Raw genomic sequence first — 15,095 nt, 5'->3', positions numbered from 1 at the left:
CCGGGCCGGCGCCCCGGGCCCGGCCTCGGCGGAGCGCAAAGGGCCTAGGATGGTGCGCATGGCGAAGACCGGCACGACGACCCAGGGACTGCGCTCGGCGATCGAGCGCAGCGGCTACTACCCGGCGCTGGTCGCCGAGGCGGTGGAGGCGGCCGTCGGCGGCGAACCGGTCACCTCGTACCTGGTCCACCAGGAGACGACGTTCGACGCGAACGAGATCCGTCGCCACGTCACCGTCCTGGTCCTCACCGGTACTCGCTTCCTCGTCAGCCACACCGACGAGCAGCCGGCGGACGGCACCTCCGCCTCCCCCTACGCCACCACGTCCACCGAGTCGGTGAAGCTGGAGCGGATCGCCTCGGTGGTGCTCTCCCGCGTCGTCGCCGACCCGGAGTCGTACACACCCGGCACTCTCCCCCGCGAGGTGGTGCTCACGATCGGCTGGGGCGCGGTCTCCCGCATCGACCTGGAGCCTGCCACCTGTACGGATCCCAACTGCGAGGCGGATCACGGCTACACCGGCTCGACCACTGCCGACGACCTCTCGCTGCGTGTCAGCGAGGCCGGTGACGGGCCGGAGACGGTGCGGCAGGCCCTGGCGTTCGCCCAGGCCCTCTCCGAGGCGACGGCGAACCGGCCGGGTGCCCACCGGTGACACCTCCCGACGCGGGGCCTTCCGCCGCAGACGGGCCGGCGGGCGCCGGCGACCGGGGGGAACCGGAGCCGCTCGACCCGCGCACCGCACCCGTTCCCCGCTACGGCGACGGCTCCCTGGCAGACCTGCTGCCCACCGTCGTCTCCGGCATGGGGGTCCCCGGCTGCGCCGGCGCGCTCCCGCTCGATCCGGCCGACCGCGTCTGCGTGTTCCTGGTGGACGGCATGGGCTGGGAGGCACTCGCGGCCCACCCCGAAGAGGCCCCTTTCCTGACCTCGTTGCTGCCGAGCTCGCTCGGACACACCGGAAAGCCGTTGACCAGCGGCTTTCCGTCCACCACCGCCACGTCGCTGGCGTCGGTGGGCACCGGTCTGCCGCCGGGGGGCCACGGTCTCCCCGGGTACGCGGTGCGGAACCCGGACAGCGGTGAGCTGATGAACCAGCTGCGCTGGCGCCCGTGGACGGATCCGCACCTGTGGCAGCCGTATCCGACCGTCTTCCAGCGGGCCCATGCCGCGGGCGTGGCGACCTGCCAGGTCACCGCGCCGCATTTCGCCGACACCCCGCTGACCACCGTCGCCCTGTCCGGCGGGACCTTCGTCGGGCGCCTGCCGGCCGAGGACCGCATGGACACCGCGGCCGAACGGCTCGGCGCCGCCGACCGCACCCTGGTGTACACCTACTACGCGGAACTCGACGGCCACGGCCACCGCTACGGCATCGACTCCGACGCCTGGCGCGGGCAGCTCCAGTACGTCGACCGGCTCGCCGAGCGACTCGCCGAACAGCTTCCACCCCGCTCGGTCCTCTACGTCACCGCCGACCATGGAATGGTCGACGTGCCCCTCACGGGCGACGCCCGGTTCGACTTCGACGAGGACTGGGAGCTGAGCGCCGGCGTCGCGGTCCTCGGCGGCGAGGGACGGATGCGCCATCTCTACGCGGTGCCCGGCGCGGCGGGTGACGTCGCCGCCGTGTGGCGCGAGGTGCTGGCCGACCGGGCTTGGGTGGCCTCCCGCGAGGAGGCGGTCGCGTTGGGCTGGTTCGGCCCGGACGTCGAGGAGCGCGTCCTCGGACGCATCGGTGACGTGGTCGTCGCGATGGACGCCGACGCCGCGATCGTCGCCACCCGCCGGGAACCCAAGGAGTCGGCCCTCGTCGGCATGCACGGCTCCGTCACCCCCGCCGAGCAGTTCGTCCCCCTGCTCGAGGTGCGCGGCTGACCGCCTCTCCACCCCCGCCTCCCCGCCCCCGACCCGACGAAAGGCCCGTCTCCTCCATGCCCGAGCTGGTTTTCTTCTCCGGCACGATGGATTGCGGCAAGAGCACCCTGGCGCTGCAGATCGAGCACAACCGGTCCGCGCGCGGCCTGCACGGCATGATCTTCACCCGGAACGACCGGGCGGGGGAGGGGCGGTTGTCCTCCCGGCTCGGGCTGGTCACCGAAGCGGTCGAGGCGGACGAGGAGTTCGACTTCCACCTGCACCTCGTACGCCACCTGACCGCGGGAGGCCGCGCCGACTACGTGATCGCGGACGAGGCCCAGTTCCTCTCCCCGGAACAGGTGGACCAGTTCGCCCGGATCGTCGACGACCTCGGCATCGACGTGTTCGCCTTCGGCATCACGACCGACTTCCGCACCAAGCTCTTCCCCGGCTCCCAGCGGTTGATGGAACTCGCGGACCGCATAGAGGTGTTGCAGGTCGAGGCGCTGTGCTGGTGCGGTGCGCGCGCCACGCACAACGCGCGCACCGTCGACGGCCGTATGGTCGTGGAGGGCGCCCAGGTCGTGGTCGGCGACATCGGCGGAAGGGGCGGGCAGGCCGCGGAGATCGGCTACGAGGTGCTGTGCCGCCGGCACCACCGCAGAAGGCTCACCGCCGCCACCGCCGGTGCGGCGCCTTTGTCCCCGGACGTGCTGCCCGTCGAGTCGGCCCCGCGGGGCACGCCGACCGGGACCGCCGGAGGCGCTCCGGCACCACGGGCGGACGTCGTCGCCCCGCGCCGTTCCTCCTGACGTGCGGGCCGGTGCAGCGATGCGGTTCAGTCGCCCGTGCGCTGGAGCACACTGAACCGGGCGCCCTCCGGGTCCGCCACGGTCGCCCGGATGCCGTACGGCGTCCGGTGCGGCGGGTGCACCGGACGGCCGCCCAGCTCCACGGCCCGCCGCACCGAGGCCTCCGTGTCGTCGACGGCGAAGCCGGTCCTCCAGTGGGGGCCGTGCACGGACGGCTGCTCCGGGTCGGTCGCGCGGACCGTGGCCACCGGCTCGCCCTCCAGGTACAGCGTCACCCGGTCCTCGTTCCCGCCCGGCGACGGCTTCGCGGTGTACCCGAAGAGCGCCGGGTAGAAGGCGGCCGGTCCGGCGGTGGTGTGCGTGACCAGCTCCAGCCACGTCGGCACGCCCGCGGCGCCGCTCCCCGTCACGCCCGGCCCGTCCGCCGCGGCTGCCTGCCAGACCCCGAACACGGCTCCGTCGGGATCGGCCGCGATCACCATGCGGCCGGCCTCGCCCGCGTCCAGCGGTCCCACCGCTACCGTGCCGCCGCAGTGCCGGATCAGTTCGGCGGTGGCGTCCACGTCGTCACTGGCCAGGTAGGGCATCCATGTGACCGGATACCCGACGTCGGGTGGTGCCGTCCCCATCCCGGCCACTTCCCGTCCGTCCAGCGTCGCCCTGACGTACGGGCCCGCACGCTCGGGACGGACGGTGAACTCCCAACCGAACAGCCCCCGGTAGAACTCCTGACCGGCCACCGGGTCGTGGACCATCACACTGGCCCAGCAGGGGGCTCCGTGGGTGTGCTGCCTTCGCGTACCCTGCGTCTGCGTCAACTGCTCTCCCGGTCCCCTCGGGGAGGCCCTTCCGCGGTACCCCCGGCAGGAAGGAGGATACTGCCGGCGCCCGCACCGTTGCAGGGAGTGCCGGACCGGTGCGCAAGGATGGACCCATGACCGCACTCATCTCCGCTTCCGGGCTCGCAGCCGAACTGGACGGCCCCCGCCCTCCCGTGCTGCTGGACGCGCGCTACAACCTCGGGGGGCCGCCGGGCCGTCCGGAGTACCTCCAGGGGCACCTGCCCGGTGCCGTGTACGTGGACCTCGACAGCGAACTCGCCGGCCCGGTCGGGTCGGCGACGGGACGCCACCCGCTGCCCGACCCCGAAGCCTTCGGTGCCGCGATGCGCCGCGCCGGCGTCTCTGCCGGCCGCGGTGTCGTGGTGTACGACGCCGCGCGGGGCTGGTCCGCCGCACGCGCGTGGTGGCTGCTGCGCTGGGCCGGCCACCGTGACGTACGCGTCCTGGACGGCGGACTGGCCTCCTGGCAGGGGCCGTTGACCCGTGAGGTGCCCGAACCGGAGGCAGGCGACTTCGTCCCGGTGCCCGGAGGACTTCCCACCCTCGACGCGGATGCCGCGGCGGATCTGGCGCGCAGCGGAGTGCTGCTGGACGCCCGGGCGGGGGAGCGCTACCGGGGCGAGACGGAGCCCATCGATCCGGTGGCCGGGCACATTCCCGGTGCCCTTTCCGCACCCACGACGCAGACCGTCGGCGGGGACGGCACCTTCCTGCCCCCTGCCCGGCTGCGTGAGCATTTCGCGGCACTCGGCGCCACTTCCGGCACCGGGGTGGGCGTCTACTGCGGCTCCGGCGTGTCGGCCGCGCAGGAGGTGCTCGCCCTGAGCGAGGCAGGCGTGGACGCCGCGCTCTATCCGGGGTCGTGGAGCGAGTGGTGCGCCGATCCCTCACGGCCGGTCGCCACCGGGCCGCAGCCGGGGTGAACCGCGGTGCCCGCCTTCCGGCCGTGCCGGGCGGCGGGCACCGCCCGGTCACTCGTTCTTGCGCCGCGTACCGAAGACGATCTCGTCCCAACTGGGCACCGCCGCGCGGCGCCCCGGGCGCACGCCGTCCGCCTCCGCCTGGCGATCGGTGTTGCCGGTCAGGCGCTCCCGGTGCGCCTTGACCGAACGCGGCATCAGGACGTCCGCATAGGCCGATCCCGCGCTCGCCGCGGGCGCGGGTGGCTCGACCTGCTCGCGCTCCTCCTCGCTCTCGGCCGCGGCCTCGTCGTCCGCCTCGGCCTGCCCGGCGGCCTGCGACCGCTCGGGCACCACGAGGTCGCCGCGGAAACTCGGAACCGCCTCCAGCAGACTGGTCAGTGAATCCGCGGCCTCAGCCGTGCCGTTGTCCGCGGAAGCCGGTGGCAGCGCGGACGGTCCCGGCTCCGCACGGTCGGTGCGGTCGCGGGGCAGCCGCGCGATCCGCGGAACGAACGGGAAGGTCGGCTCCGGGGTGTCGTCGGTCTCCCCGATCAGCGCCCGCGCCTCGTCGTCCACGGCCTGCACGAGCCGCCGCGGAGGGTCGTAGGTCCACACCGCCGCGTGCGGTTCACCGGCGACCCGGTAGGAGAGCACCACTTCCCATGTGCCGTCGTCCCGGCGCCAGGAGTCCCACAGCACCGTGTCCTTGTCCGCGCCGCGCAGCAGCAGCCGCTCCGCGACCGCGTCGCCCAACTGCGGGCCGGTGTTCTCCCCGGGCCGCCGCACCGGCGTCTTCTGCGCCCGCTCCGCCATGAAGGTGCGTTCGGCGAGCACCGGCCCCTCGAAGCGGCGGACGCGCTCGACCGGAATTCCGGCCTGCTGGGCCACTTCCTCGGCGGTGGCGCCCGCTCTTATCCGGGCCTGGATGTCGCGGGGGCGGAGGTGGCTCTCGACCTCGATCTCGATCTGCCCCAGGCGGGCGCGGTCGTTGCGCACGGCGGCCCGTAGGCGCTCATCGATCGGAAGGGTGTATTCCGTATTGTCGGCAGCTTTCAGCACCAGCCGTGTGCCGTCGTTGCTGACGGCCACGACACGCAGTTCGGGCATGGGAACCTCCCCGGTGGTGCCTGCCGACGTCACGTGCGTCGCTGCTCCCGCTAGACGAGTGTGGCCTGCCCGGGTGCAGCCTGCCACAACCTTGCCGACTTGCCCGGCGTGTCGAGCCCCTGTCCCGATCCATCACTGTGACACGGTGTCGCGTTGACCACTCAACGTGACGAATGGTCACGTTGTGCAGTAATGCCGAGGCCGAGGTCGAGGCCAGGGTGTGTCACACTACTCCATTCGTGCCATCGGGGGCGGTGTGACGCGCCGCCGAACCCGTACCGGGCGGCGCGGTGTGCGGCGCCCGGCCGTACCCCGGCGAGGCTCCCCGGGCGGCGCAATCTTCACGCCATCCACACAAGTGGAATTCCCGGCGGGGCGTGGTGCCGAGGGCGCGGAACGTGCGCCCGGCCCCTGCGGACCGTGCCGCTCCCCGAGTGGCAGGATCGGGGACATGCCCCCAGCCCTCGATGCACGTCCGTACGACGCCCTCCTCCTCCTCTCCTTCGGCGGACCGGAGGGCCCCGACGACGTCGTCCCCTTCCTCGAGAACGTCACCCGCGGCCGCGGCATCCCGCGGGAGAGGCTCGAGGAGGTCGGCGAGCACTACTTCCGCTTCGGCGGCGTCAGTCCGATCAACGAGCAGAACCGCGTGCTGCGGCGGGCGCTGCGCGCGGACTTCGCCGAACACGGCCTGGACCTCCCGGTGTACTGGGGCAACCGGAACTGGGCGCCGTACCTGACCGACACCCTCCGCGAGATGGCGCGGGACGGCAGGCGACGCGTCCTGGTGTTCGTCACGAGCGCCTACGCGTCCTACTCCGGCTGCCGGCAGTACCGCGAGAACCTGGCCGAGTCCCTCGAGACGCTCCGGGCCGAGGGCCTGACGCCTCCCCGCGTGGACAAGCTGCGCCACTACTTCAACCACCCCGGCTTCCTCGCCCCGGTCGCCGACGGCGTGCTCGCCGCGCTCGAGAAGCTCCCGGCCGAGGTGCGCGACGGTGCCCGCCTCGCGTTCTGCACCCACTCCATCCCCACCGCGTCCGCGGACACCTCCGGCCCCGACGGCGGTGCCTACGTCGCCCAGCACCTGGACGCGGCACGCGTGATCGCGGAGGAGGTGCGGAACACGACGGGCGTGGACCGCCCCTGGGAACTCGTCTACCAGTCGCGCAGCGGCTCGCCCCGCGTTCCCTGGCTGGAGCCGGACATCTGCGACCATCTCACCGACCTGAGCCGCACCGGAGCGCCGGCCGTGGTCATGGTGCCCGTCGGCTTCGTCTCCGACCACATGGAGGTCCTCTACGACCTCGACACCGAGGCGGCGGCCAGGGCGGCGGAGCTGGGACTGCCCGCGGTGCGCTCCGCGACGGTGGGCGCCGACCCGCGGTTCGCCGCCGCGGTGCGCGAGCTGATCCTGGAACGGGCCGCGACCGAACGCGACGAGCGGCCCGACCGCTGCGCCCTGGGAGACCTCGGGCCGAGCCACGACGTCTGCCCGGTCGGCTGCTGTCCGGCCAGGGAGCCCCGGCCCGCTGCCGCCGGTGCGGACAGCCCCTTCGCCTGATCCGCCGCCGGACGCGATCCGCCCGAGACCCGAGAGACACCACGCAAGGAGCACCGTGACCGACCGGACCGACCTGACCGACCTGGATCAGCTCAAGGCCGACCTCCTCGAGACCGCTCTGGAGGCCGCCGCCCGGGCCGGCACCCTGCTGAGCGAGGGGCGCCCCGCCGACCTGGGGGTCGCCGCCACCAAGAGCAGCCCGATCGACGTGGTCACCGAGATGGACCTCGCCGCGGAGAAGCTGATCACCGGCCATCTCGCGGAGCACCGCCCCGAGGACGGGATTCTCGGCGAGGAGGGCGCCTCACGGGAGGGCACCAGCGGGGTGCGGTGGATCGTCGACCCGATCGACGGGACGGTGAACTATCTCTACGGCCTCCCCGCATGGGGTGTGTCGATCGCGGCGGAGTACCGGGGGACCACCGTGGTCGGCGTGGTGGAGGTGCCGCCCCGCGGGGAGACGTTCCGCGCGGTCGAGGGGCACGGCGCGTTCCGCAACGCCGCTCCGCTGTCCTGCCGTCCCGCGGCACCCCTCGACCGCGCGCTGATCGGTACGGGGTTCAACTACGTCCAGGAGCGGCGGACGGCGCAGGCGGAGGTGGCGCGACGGCTCCTCCCGCTGGTGCGCGACATCCGGCGTTCCGGGTCCGCCGCGATCGACCTGTGCGACGTGGCCGCGGGTCGGCTGGACGGCTTCTACGAGCGGGGCCTGCACCACTGGGACTACGCGGCAGGTGCCCTCGTCGCACGCGAGGCCGGGGCCCGGACCGGCGGCAGGCCGGGGGAGGAGCCCGGTGAGGAGCTCACGATCGCCGCCTCGCCCGGGGTGTTCCACGACCTCCAGTCGCTGCTGGAGGAGTTCGGCGCCTGGCACGACGGCTGAACGGGCCCCGTACGCACTCCGAGCCCCGGACGGAGGGTGTCCGGGGCTCGGCAGGCGGTGACGGCCGTGGCAGCCGGCAGGCGGTGGGGTGACTCAGCAGGAGACGTGGGTGTCCCGGCTGACGTGATCCACGTCGACGCCGTGGTCGGCGGCGATGCGTCGCAGATCCTCCAGTTCGGCCTGCTCGACGTCCACCAGGAAGTCGTCGCCCGACTCGCGAGCGGCGTGCAGATCGGACTGTGTGCTCCGTATACGTTGCAGAATGCCTGCGGTGAACGCGTCCATGTGCGCCCCCTCGTCATGGTCGGCGGCACGGGGGTGTGCCGAGGGTGGTGGGCGCGATCACGACGTACTGCCCCGGTCGGCGGCCCGGGTGGGTCGGGCATGCGGCCGACGAGGTGTGATCGCTGGGTGTGAACTCGTCCTCCCCGCCTCCACTCCCCGAGAAACCTCGCGGACGCGGAAAAATTTCCTCCTTTCGCCCCTCCCCTCCCGCGCTTCCTCTTACCGCCGGTTTACTGCGGGCCCAGGCAGGATGGACGGGGCCCCTGCGCGGGCCCGCCGCACACCGAAGGGAAAGGACACGCCGTGCGCGTACTCGTCGTGGAGGACGAGCAGCTGCTCGCCGATGCCGTGGCGACCGGGCTCCGCAGAGAGGGCATGGCCGTCGACGTCGTCTACGACGGCGAGGCGGCGCAGGAGCGCGTCGAGGTCAACGACTACGACGTGGTGGTGCTCGACCGCGACCTGCCGCGGGTGCACGGTGACGACGTCTGCCGCCGCATCGTCGAGGCCGGTCTCGCGACGCGGGTGCTGATGCTCACCGCTTCCGGGGACGTCAGCGACCGGGTGGAGGGCCTGGAGATCGGCGCCGACGACTACCTCCCGAAGCCGTTCGCCTTCAGCGAGCTCACCGCCCGGGTGCGGGCGCTGGGGCGCCGCACCAGCGTCGCGCTGCCGCCCGTGCTGGAGCGTGCCGGGATCACCCTCGACCCCAACCGGCGGGAGGTCTTCCGCGACGGCCGGGAGGTCCAGCTCGCCCCCAAGGAGTTCGCCGTGCTGGAGGTGCTGATGCGGGGCGAGGGCAACGTCGTCTCGGCGGAACAACTGCTGGAGAAGGCCTGGGACGAGAACACCGATCCCTTCACCAACGTCGTCCGCGTCACCGTGATGACCCTGCGTCGCAAGCTGGGCGAGCCGCCGGTCATCGTGACCGTGCCGGGCGCCGGCTACCGGATCTGACCGATGGCCGGCCCCGTACCACCGTTCGACGTGCCCCCCAAGCCCGACCGGGACCCCCAGCCGCCCCGGACGTACCCGTGGCTGCGCCCCACCATCCGGATACGGCTCACCCTGCTGTACGGCGGCATGTTCCTCATCGCCGGCATGATCCTGCTGACCATCATCTACCTGCTGGCCGCGCAGGCGCTGCACGACGTCAGCAAGCTCCCGTTCACGATCCTCGGCGTGCACGCCGAGCTGAACTCCAACGCCTGCCCGGAGCTGGCCCGGCAGTTGCCCGAGCGGATGCCCGTGGAGGAGCTCATGCGGCGGCTGGGCGAGTGCAACGACACCCAGCGCGCCCACGCACTGGACGAGCTGCTGCGCAGTTCACTGCTGGCCCTCATGGGCCTCGCGGTCGCCGCGTTCGCCTTCGGGTACGTGATGGCCGGCCGGGTGCTTTCCCCGCTCGGCCGCATCACCCGGACCGCACGGCAGGTGGCGGGCACGGACCTGCACAAGAGGATCGAACTGGAGGGGCCGGACGACGAGCTGAAGGAGCTCGCCGACACGTTCGACGAGATGCTGGACCGGCTCGACCGGGCGTTCACCGCGCAGCAGCGCTTCGTCGCCAACGCCTCGCACGAATTGCGCACCCCGTTGGCGATCAACCGCACGCTGCTCGAGGTGCAGCTCTCCGACCCCGAGGCCTCCCCGGAGCTCCAGCAGCTCGGCAAGACGCTGCTGGCCACCAACGAGCGCAGCGAGCAGCTCGTCGAGGGGCTCCTGCTGCTGGCGCGCAGCGAGAACGAGATCGTGGACCGCAAGCCGGTCGACCTCGCCGAGGTGGCCTCCCGGGCCGTGGAGCAGGTCAGGGCGGACGCCGAGGAGAAGGGGGTGACGCTGCGCGGGGTGCGCGCCCCGGTGTACGTCCAGGGCAACGGGGTGCTGCTGGAACGGGTGGCCCTGAACCTCCTGCAGAATGCCGTCCGGTACAACCTGCCCGAGGGCGGGTGGGTGTCGGTCGGCACCGAGGCGGGCCCCGGGCGCGCGGTGCTGGAGGTGGAGAACACCGGCCCCGTCGTACCGGCCTACGAGGTGGACAACCTTTTCGAGCCGTTCCGGCGTCTTCGTTCGGAGCGGACCGGGAGCGACAAGGGCGTCGGGCTCGGACTCTCGATCGTGCGGTCGGTGGTGCGGGCCCACGGCGGCCTCGTGCAGGCGGTTCCGCGCGAGGACGGAGGGCTGGTCGTACGGGTCGTCCTGCCCGTCTGACCAGGCAGAGTGAGGAAGGCAACAGTGCACGATCCGTGGGCGCACCCCCGCGCAGGCCTCCCGCGAACGGGCCTGTGAGCGATCACACAGGCGATTTTGATCGCAGGAACTCTGTGTGATCATCGGGCGGGAAGAAATGCCGGAACGTCCAGGTTTGGCCCGGTGCGGGACGTGGGCAGACCACGGAGTGTTGCGCGGGAAGTGCGACTTTCGGACCGTCCACGGTCCGTATCGGCGGTCCACCCGATCACCTCTTCGGGGGTCGGGTCGGGTGTCGATTGAGTAACAGACCTTGATGTGAGGCAAAATCTCCGCCTCAGGTCGGGCACAAGCCCGGCCTCTCACGCGTTACGTGCGCGGAGACACCGCAGACACCCAGAGGGGGAGAGCGACATGGCAACGGATTACGACACCCCACGCAAGACCGACGACGAGGTCAACGAAGACAGCATCGAGGAGCTGAAGGCCCGGCGGAACGACAAGTCCGCGTCCAATGTCGACGTGGACGAGTTCGAGCAGGCCGAAGGCCTGGAGCTGCCGGGGGCCGACCTGTCCAACGAGGAGCTGTCCGTCCGCGTCCTGCCCCGGCAGGCGGACGAGTTCACCTGCATGAGCTGCTTCCTGGTGCACCACCGGTCGCAGCTCGCAGCGGAGAAGAACGGGAGCCCGATCTGCCGCGACTGCGCGGCCTGACCGGGCGCCCCCGTGGCGGCGGACGACGCACGTGACGCCGAGCGAGGAACCCCTGGGGAGGGTGCCTCGCTCGCGCCCCGGAGCGCGCGCGGCCGGGCACCGCGCATCGGCCGGCAAGGAACCACGCCCCAGGCGGCCGGGAGCGGGATCGTGCCGGACACCGGGGACCCCCTCGGCCCGCACGACTCCGGTGACCACTCCCGGCGCGGACGGGTCCGCGCCTTCCTCGGTGTGGTCGCGGACCGCATCGTCGGGGTCGCGCCCCGGGTACCGGTACGCGACGGGGCAACGCTCCGGCGTCAGTTCCCCGGCCTGGAGCCCGAGGAGATCGCCGACAAGCTGGTGTCCGGGGCCCTGAACGGCTCCGCGACGATCGGCGCCGGGGTCGGTGCTGCCGCGATGATGCCGGTGCCCCCGGCGATGCCGGCAGAGCTCGCCACCGAACTCGTCGGTGTCGCGTGCGTGGAACTGAAACTGATCGCCGAACTGCACGAGGTCTACGGCTGCCCCGCCCCCGGAAGCCCCCAGCAGCGCACCATGGCGTACCTGCGGGCCTGGACCGCCGAACGCCGCATCGACCTCACCCATCCGGCGACGCTGAACGCCGCGCTGGGCGCCCAGGTCCGGCGGGAGCTGCAGCACCGGCTGGTCCGGCGCACCCTCCGCACCCTGCCGAGTCTGGCCCCGTTCATGATGGGCGCCGCCGTCGGTGCCGTGATGAACCGCCGCGGCACGGCGAGGCTCGCCGAGCGGGTGCGGAAGGACCTCCGGCGGGAAGCCCTGCCCCGGCCCCCGGAGCCGTAGGAGCCCTGCCGGCGCCCCAGTGAACGGAGCAGGCAACCGGGACCGCCCCCGGCCCTCGCCGCTCCGCCACCGACCCGCCCGCGCCGTCCGAGAGGGATGCAGGAGGGCTCAGTAGCCGGACTCCTGGGACCGCCGGGCCGCATCCAGCGCCTCGACCAGCGCCGACGGGCGACGCGTCGAGACGTACACGTACGGCGTCGGATCGTCCGGGTCCGAGACCTCCACCCGCACCGCGGTCGCCACGTAGCCCCGCAGCAGCATGTGCGCCCGGGGATCGGCCTTGTGGGTGCGCCACGCCCGCGCCTCCTCCGGCGGCAGCGCCTGCGCCTCGCCGAGCGCGCTCACCGGGATGCGTGCCTCGCCCGCGACCAGCGAACCGGCGACCACCCGCACCCGTGCCGACCCGTAGGAACTCACGGCGACCGCCGCGAGCGCCCCCGCCGTGACCAGGCCGGCCAGCATCGCCGCGACACCCAGCGGCAGCAGGATGAGGCCGCCGGCGAGCCCGGTGCCCGCGGCGATCAGCCACCAGCTGCCCGGAGCGGTCAGGCGCTCGTCGAACCGTGCCGGGGAGGAGGGACGGACGGGATGCGAGGAGGGCTGCATGCCCACCAGCTTGGCACGGCTGCAGGCACGCGGAGCCCGCGGCGGTAGGGTCTGCACACGTGAGTGAAGAGCGCACCTCGAGAACTACCCTGACGCCGCCGGCCGACGCCGTCGAGCCGGTGCGTCACCCCGACGCCCCCGCGCCGGGCGAATTGCTGGGTTCCCACTACGCCCAGTGCTTCGGCTGCGGCTCCGAGCAGCCGCACGGCCTCCACCTGGAAGCCCGCGCCGGCGAGGGGGTGACGGTCACCGCCGAGTTCACCGTCAAGCCCGCCCACCAGGGTGCGCCGGGTCTCGCCCACGGCGGGGTCCTCGCGACGGCACTGGACGAGACGCTCGGCTCCCTGAACTGGCTGATGCACGTCATCTCGGTCACCGGCCGCCTCGAGACGGACTTCGTCAGCCCCGTGCCGGTCGACACCGTCCTGCACCTCGACGCCCGCGCCACCGCCCGTCACGGCCGCAAGATCTACTGCTCCGCCACCGGCCGCATCGGCGGCCCGGACGGCCCGGTCGCCGTACGCGCCGACGCCGTGTTCATCGAGGTGAAGATCGACCACTTCGTCGACCACGGGCGCGAGGAGGAGATCCAGGCGGCCATGTCCGACCCCGACCAGGTCCGCCGCGCCCGCGCCTTCGAGGTCAACCCGTGACGCGGCAGCCCGTGGACGTGCTGCTGCGGCGCCTCGACCCCGACGTGCCGCTGCCCACGTACGCCCACCCCGGGGACGCCGGCCTGGACCTCGTCACGACCCGTGCCGCCGCGCTGGCACCCGGCGAACGCACGCTCCTGCCCACGGGGGTTTCCCTGGCCCTGCCGGACGGGTACGCCGCCTTCGTGCACCCCCGTTCGGGCCTCGCGGCCCGCTGCGGGGTCTCCCTGCTCAATGCCCCTGGAACCGTGGATGCCGGGTACCGTGGAGAGATCAAGGTGATCGTGGCCAACCTGGACCCGCACGAGACCGTGCGGTTCGAGCGGTTCGACCGCATCGCCCAACTCGTCGTTCAGCAGGTCGAGAAGGTGCGCCTCCACGAAGTGGGGGAACTGCCCGGATCGGCACGGGCCGCGGGGGGCTTCGGGTCGACCGGTGGTCACGCCGCGAGCGCCGGAAGCGCTGACGGCGCTGCTGCACAGCAAGAAGATGTCGTTGCGGTCGAACCCGACCTGGACGCCGACCTGAGAGGACAGTGACGTGTTCGGACGTCGTCGTAAGAAGAGCGGAAAGCCCGAGGGCGCCACGGACGAGTTCGAGACGGAAGAGTCCGGGAACGGCACCGCGGACCCGGGCGCCGGGAGCGCCGAGGACCAGCACTTCAAGCTGCCGCCGGCACCCCGCCCCGACGGCCCCTGGGACATCGGCGAGGTCGCCGAACCCGGCAAGGGCCGGGTGAACCTCGGCGGGCTCTACGTGCCCGGCGTGGAGGGCATGGAACTCCGCGTCGAGGTCGCCGGCGACGCCATCGTCGCCGCCACGATCGTCCTGCGCGACAGCGCGATCCAGCTGCAGGCCTTCGCCGCCCCCAAGCGCGAGGGCATCTGGGACGAGATCCGCGAGGAGGTCGCCTCGGGCATCACCAAGCAGGGCGGCGTCATCGACGAGCAGGAGGGCGCGCTCGGCTGGGAGCTCCGCGCCCAGGTCCCGGTGCAGCTCCCCGACGGCAAGCACGGCGTGCAGGTCGTGCGGTTCGTCGGCGTCGACGGCCCCCGCTGGTTCCTCCGCGGCGTCATCTCCGGACAGGGGGCGGTGCAGCCGGAGCAGGCGGGGCTGCTGGAGTCCGTGTTCCGCGACACCGTCGTCGTCCGCGGCGACTCGCCCATGGCTCCGCGGGACCCGATCGTCCTCAAGCTCCCCGAGGACGCGCAGATGGTGCCCGAGGGCGTCCGGCAGGAGACCGTCGAGGAGGGCTCCCGCTTCGCCGGCGGCATCGACAAGCTGCAACGCGGCCCGGAGATCACCGAGGTCCGCTGACCGGTCGTCCGCGCGACCCCGTGGAGCCGAACGACCACCTGCGGAGTCCGGTGTCCGTCACGGACACCGGACTCCGCAGGTGTTCACCGGCCTTCACCGCCCGGAAAGCCCCCGCGGCAGCCGTGGCGGCGCCGCCACGCGGGTACGCTGACCGTTATGAAAGGCGCCACCCGAGACGAGAAGGCCGGTGGACGGTTCCGGCGCTTCCTGGAGCGGCTCTCCTCGTCCGAGGAGGACCTGCGCACCGCGGAACTCCGCGAGGACTCGGCCACGACGGGCTGCACCCGGATCAGTGACTGCGCGGACCGCCAGTTCGTCCGCGTCACCGGTACACTGCGCACCGTCACACTGCGGCCACGCGCCGGAGTGCCGACCCTGGAGGCGGAACTCTTCGACGGGTCGGCCGCGCTGGACGTGGTGTGGCTGGGAAGGCGGGCCATCGCGGGCATCGAGCCGGGGCGCAAGGTGATCGTGTGGGGCCGCATGGCGATGCACCGGGGCCGCCCCGTGCTCTTCAACCCCAAGTACGAACTGCGACCCCTCGGACAGGAGTAGC

At 72.8% G+C, this 15,095-nt stretch carries 18 protein-coding genes; 14 read left to right on the top strand and 4 right to left on the bottom strand.

The genetic code is table 11. The annotated features are described in order from the left end of the window. Positions 1–58: 58 nt before the first annotated feature. From ACL06G_RS02715 to ACL06G_RS02705, 3 genes are read left to right on the top strand one after another with little or no spacing between them, the layout of a single operon-like run. The gene (locus ACL06G_RS02715) at positions 59–655 is read left to right on the top strand and encodes a DUF5998 family protein (RefSeq protein ID WP_412785038.1); all 597 of its coding nucleotides are present in this window, start codon (positions 59–61) and stop codon (positions 653–655) included. After that, positions 652–1,878, top strand: a complete 1,227-nt coding sequence (locus ACL06G_RS02710; RefSeq protein ID WP_412785037.1) for an alkaline phosphatase family protein — start codon at positions 652–654, stop codon at positions 1,876–1,878. The genes ACL06G_RS02715 and ACL06G_RS02710 overlap by 4 nt, the downstream gene beginning before the upstream one ends. A 56-nt stretch (positions 1,879–1,934) precedes the next feature. Then, complete coding sequence (locus tag ACL06G_RS02705; protein ID WP_412785036.1) at positions 1,935–2,672, top strand: thymidine kinase; 738 nt, start codon at positions 1,935–1,937, stop codon at positions 2,670–2,672. A gap of 26 nt (positions 2,673–2,698) precedes the next feature. Here ACL06G_RS02705 and ACL06G_RS02700 read toward each other — a convergent pair whose 3' ends face one another. Continuing rightward, complete coding sequence (locus ACL06G_RS02700; RefSeq protein WP_412785035.1) at positions 2,699–3,490, bottom strand: VOC family protein; 792 nt, start codon at positions 3,488–3,490, stop codon at positions 2,699–2,701. Positions 3,491–3,606: 116 nt separating this feature from the next. On the opposite strand from ACL06G_RS02700, the gene ACL06G_RS02695 reads away from it, so the two are divergent. Beyond that, complete coding sequence (locus ACL06G_RS02695) at positions 3,607–4,437, top strand: sulfurtransferase (RefSeq protein WP_412785034.1); 831 nt, start codon at positions 3,607–3,609, stop codon at positions 4,435–4,437. A gap of 48 nt (positions 4,438–4,485) precedes the next feature. Here the strand turns inward: ACL06G_RS02695 and sepH are convergent, their stop codons facing one another. Further along, entirely contained in the window at positions 4,486–5,556 is a 1,071-nt protein-coding gene (gene sepH, locus ACL06G_RS02690) for a septation protein SepH (protein WP_412785033.1), read from the bottom strand. Between the two features lie 418 nt (positions 5,557–5,974). Between sepH and ACL06G_RS02685 the strand changes: the two genes are divergently transcribed. Next, on the top strand, positions 5,975–7,087 hold the full coding sequence (locus ACL06G_RS02685; protein WP_412835320.1) for a ferrochelatase: 1,113 nt from the start codon (positions 5,975–5,977) through the stop codon (positions 7,085–7,087). A 55-nt stretch (positions 7,088–7,142) separates the two neighbouring features. Beyond that, positions 7,143–7,970: an inositol monophosphatase family protein gene (locus ACL06G_RS02680; RefSeq protein ID WP_412835319.1), complete on the top strand. Its 828-nt coding sequence runs from the start codon at positions 7,143–7,145 to the stop codon at positions 7,968–7,970. Positions 7,971–8,063: 93 nt separating this feature from the next. On the opposite strand, the gene ACL06G_RS02675 is transcribed toward ACL06G_RS02680, so the two are convergent. After that, complete coding sequence (locus tag ACL06G_RS02675; RefSeq protein WP_412785030.1) at positions 8,064–8,255, bottom strand: hypothetical protein; 192 nt, start codon at positions 8,253–8,255, stop codon at positions 8,064–8,066. Positions 8,256–8,558: 303 nt separating this feature from the next. Between ACL06G_RS02675 and ACL06G_RS02670 the strand changes: the two genes are divergently transcribed. From ACL06G_RS02670 to ACL06G_RS02655, 4 genes are all read left to right on the top strand, one after another. Next, positions 8,559–9,212 carry a response regulator transcription factor gene (locus tag ACL06G_RS02670; RefSeq protein ID WP_412785029.1) on the top strand — a complete coding sequence of 218 codons (654 nt, stop codon included), beginning with the start codon at positions 8,559–8,561 and terminating at the stop codon, positions 9,210–9,212. Between the two features lie 3 nt (positions 9,213–9,215). Next, positions 9,216–10,466, top strand: a complete 1,251-nt coding sequence (locus ACL06G_RS02665) for a sensor histidine kinase (RefSeq protein ID WP_412785028.1) — start codon at positions 9,216–9,218, stop codon at positions 10,464–10,466. 393 nt (positions 10,467–10,859) lie between these two features. Next, positions 10,860–11,159 (top strand): DUF4193 domain-containing protein, encoded by a 300-nt coding sequence (locus tag ACL06G_RS02660; RefSeq protein ID WP_412785027.1) that lies wholly within the window; start codon positions 10,860–10,862, stop codon positions 11,157–11,159. 150 nt (positions 11,160–11,309) lie between these two features. Then, complete coding sequence (locus ACL06G_RS02655; protein ID WP_412785026.1) at positions 11,310–11,963, top strand: hypothetical protein; 654 nt, start codon at positions 11,310–11,312, stop codon at positions 11,961–11,963. A 108-nt stretch (positions 11,964–12,071) separates the two neighbouring features. Here the strand turns inward: ACL06G_RS02655 and ACL06G_RS02650 are convergent, their stop codons facing one another. After that, positions 12,072–12,569, bottom strand: a complete 498-nt coding sequence (locus ACL06G_RS02650) for a DUF3093 domain-containing protein (RefSeq protein WP_412785025.1) — start codon at positions 12,567–12,569, stop codon at positions 12,072–12,074. Positions 12,570–12,628: 59 nt separating this feature from the next. Here ACL06G_RS02650 and ACL06G_RS02645 point away from each other — a divergent pair, with 59 nt between their 5' ends. The 4 genes from ACL06G_RS02645 (at position 12,629) to ACL06G_RS02630 (ending at position 15,094) form a co-directional block, all read left to right on the top strand. Continuing rightward, positions 12,629–13,222 (top strand): PaaI family thioesterase, encoded by a 594-nt coding sequence (locus ACL06G_RS02645; protein ID WP_412785024.1) that lies wholly within the window; start codon positions 12,629–12,631, stop codon positions 13,220–13,222. After that, complete coding sequence (dut, locus tag ACL06G_RS02640) at positions 13,219–13,761, top strand: dUTP diphosphatase (RefSeq protein ID WP_412835318.1); 543 nt, start codon at positions 13,219–13,221, stop codon at positions 13,759–13,761. Before ACL06G_RS02645 ends, dut begins: the two co-directional genes overlap by 4 nt. Before the next feature lies 1 nt (position 13,762). Next, a complete protein-coding gene (locus ACL06G_RS02635; RefSeq protein WP_412835317.1) occupies positions 13,763–14,539 on the top strand; it encodes a DUF3710 domain-containing protein in 777 nt (258 codons plus the stop codon). A gap of 156 nt (positions 14,540–14,695) precedes the next feature. Next, the gene (locus ACL06G_RS02630; RefSeq protein WP_412785021.1) at positions 14,696–15,094 is read left to right on the top strand and encodes an OB-fold nucleic acid binding domain-containing protein; all 399 of its coding nucleotides are present in this window, start codon (positions 14,696–14,698) and stop codon (positions 15,092–15,094) included. Position 15,095 lies beyond the last annotated feature (1 nt).

The organism is Streptomyces callyspongiae, from assembly GCF_047200695.1.
In the GTDB taxonomy this organism is placed as follows: domain Bacteria; phylum Actinomycetota; class Actinomycetes; order Streptomycetales; family Streptomycetaceae; genus Streptomyces.
The sequence above is the reverse complement of the archived record's forward strand: the minus strand, read 5'-3'. Positions and strand labels throughout refer to the sequence as shown.

Excerpts from the sequence above, each read along its gene's own strand:
- ACL06G_RS02665 (WP_412785028.1), top strand. The coding sequence starts at position 9,216 with ATGGCCGGCCCCGTACCACCGTTCGACGTGCCCCCCAAGCCCGACCGG.
- ACL06G_RS02660 (WP_412785027.1), top strand. The coding sequence starts at position 10,860 with ATGGCAACGGATTACGACACCCCACGCAAGACCGACGACGAGGTCAAC.
- ACL06G_RS02695 (WP_412785034.1), top strand. The coding sequence starts at position 3,607 with ATGACCGCACTCATCTCCGCTTCCGGGCTCGCAGCCGAACTGGACGGC.
- ACL06G_RS02715 (WP_412785038.1), top strand. The coding sequence starts at position 59 with ATGGCGAAGACCGGCACGACGACCCAGGGACTGCGCTCGGCGATCGAG.
- ACL06G_RS02685 (WP_412835320.1), top strand. The coding sequence starts at position 5,975 with ATGCCCCCAGCCCTCGATGCACGTCCGTACGACGCCCTCCTCCTCCTC.
- ACL06G_RS02630 (WP_412785021.1), top strand. The coding sequence starts at position 14,696 with ATGAAAGGCGCCACCCGAGACGAGAAGGCCGGTGGACGGTTCCGGCGC.
- ACL06G_RS02650 (WP_412785025.1), bottom strand. The coding sequence starts at position 12,569 with ATGCAGCCCTCCTCGCATCCCGTCCGTCCCTCCTCCCCGGCACGGTTC.
- ACL06G_RS02675 (WP_412785030.1), bottom strand. The coding sequence starts at position 8,255 with ATGGACGCGTTCACCGCAGGCATTCTGCAACGTATACGGAGCACACAG.
- ACL06G_RS02705 (WP_412785036.1), top strand. The coding sequence starts at position 1,935 with ATGCCCGAGCTGGTTTTCTTCTCCGGCACGATGGATTGCGGCAAGAGC.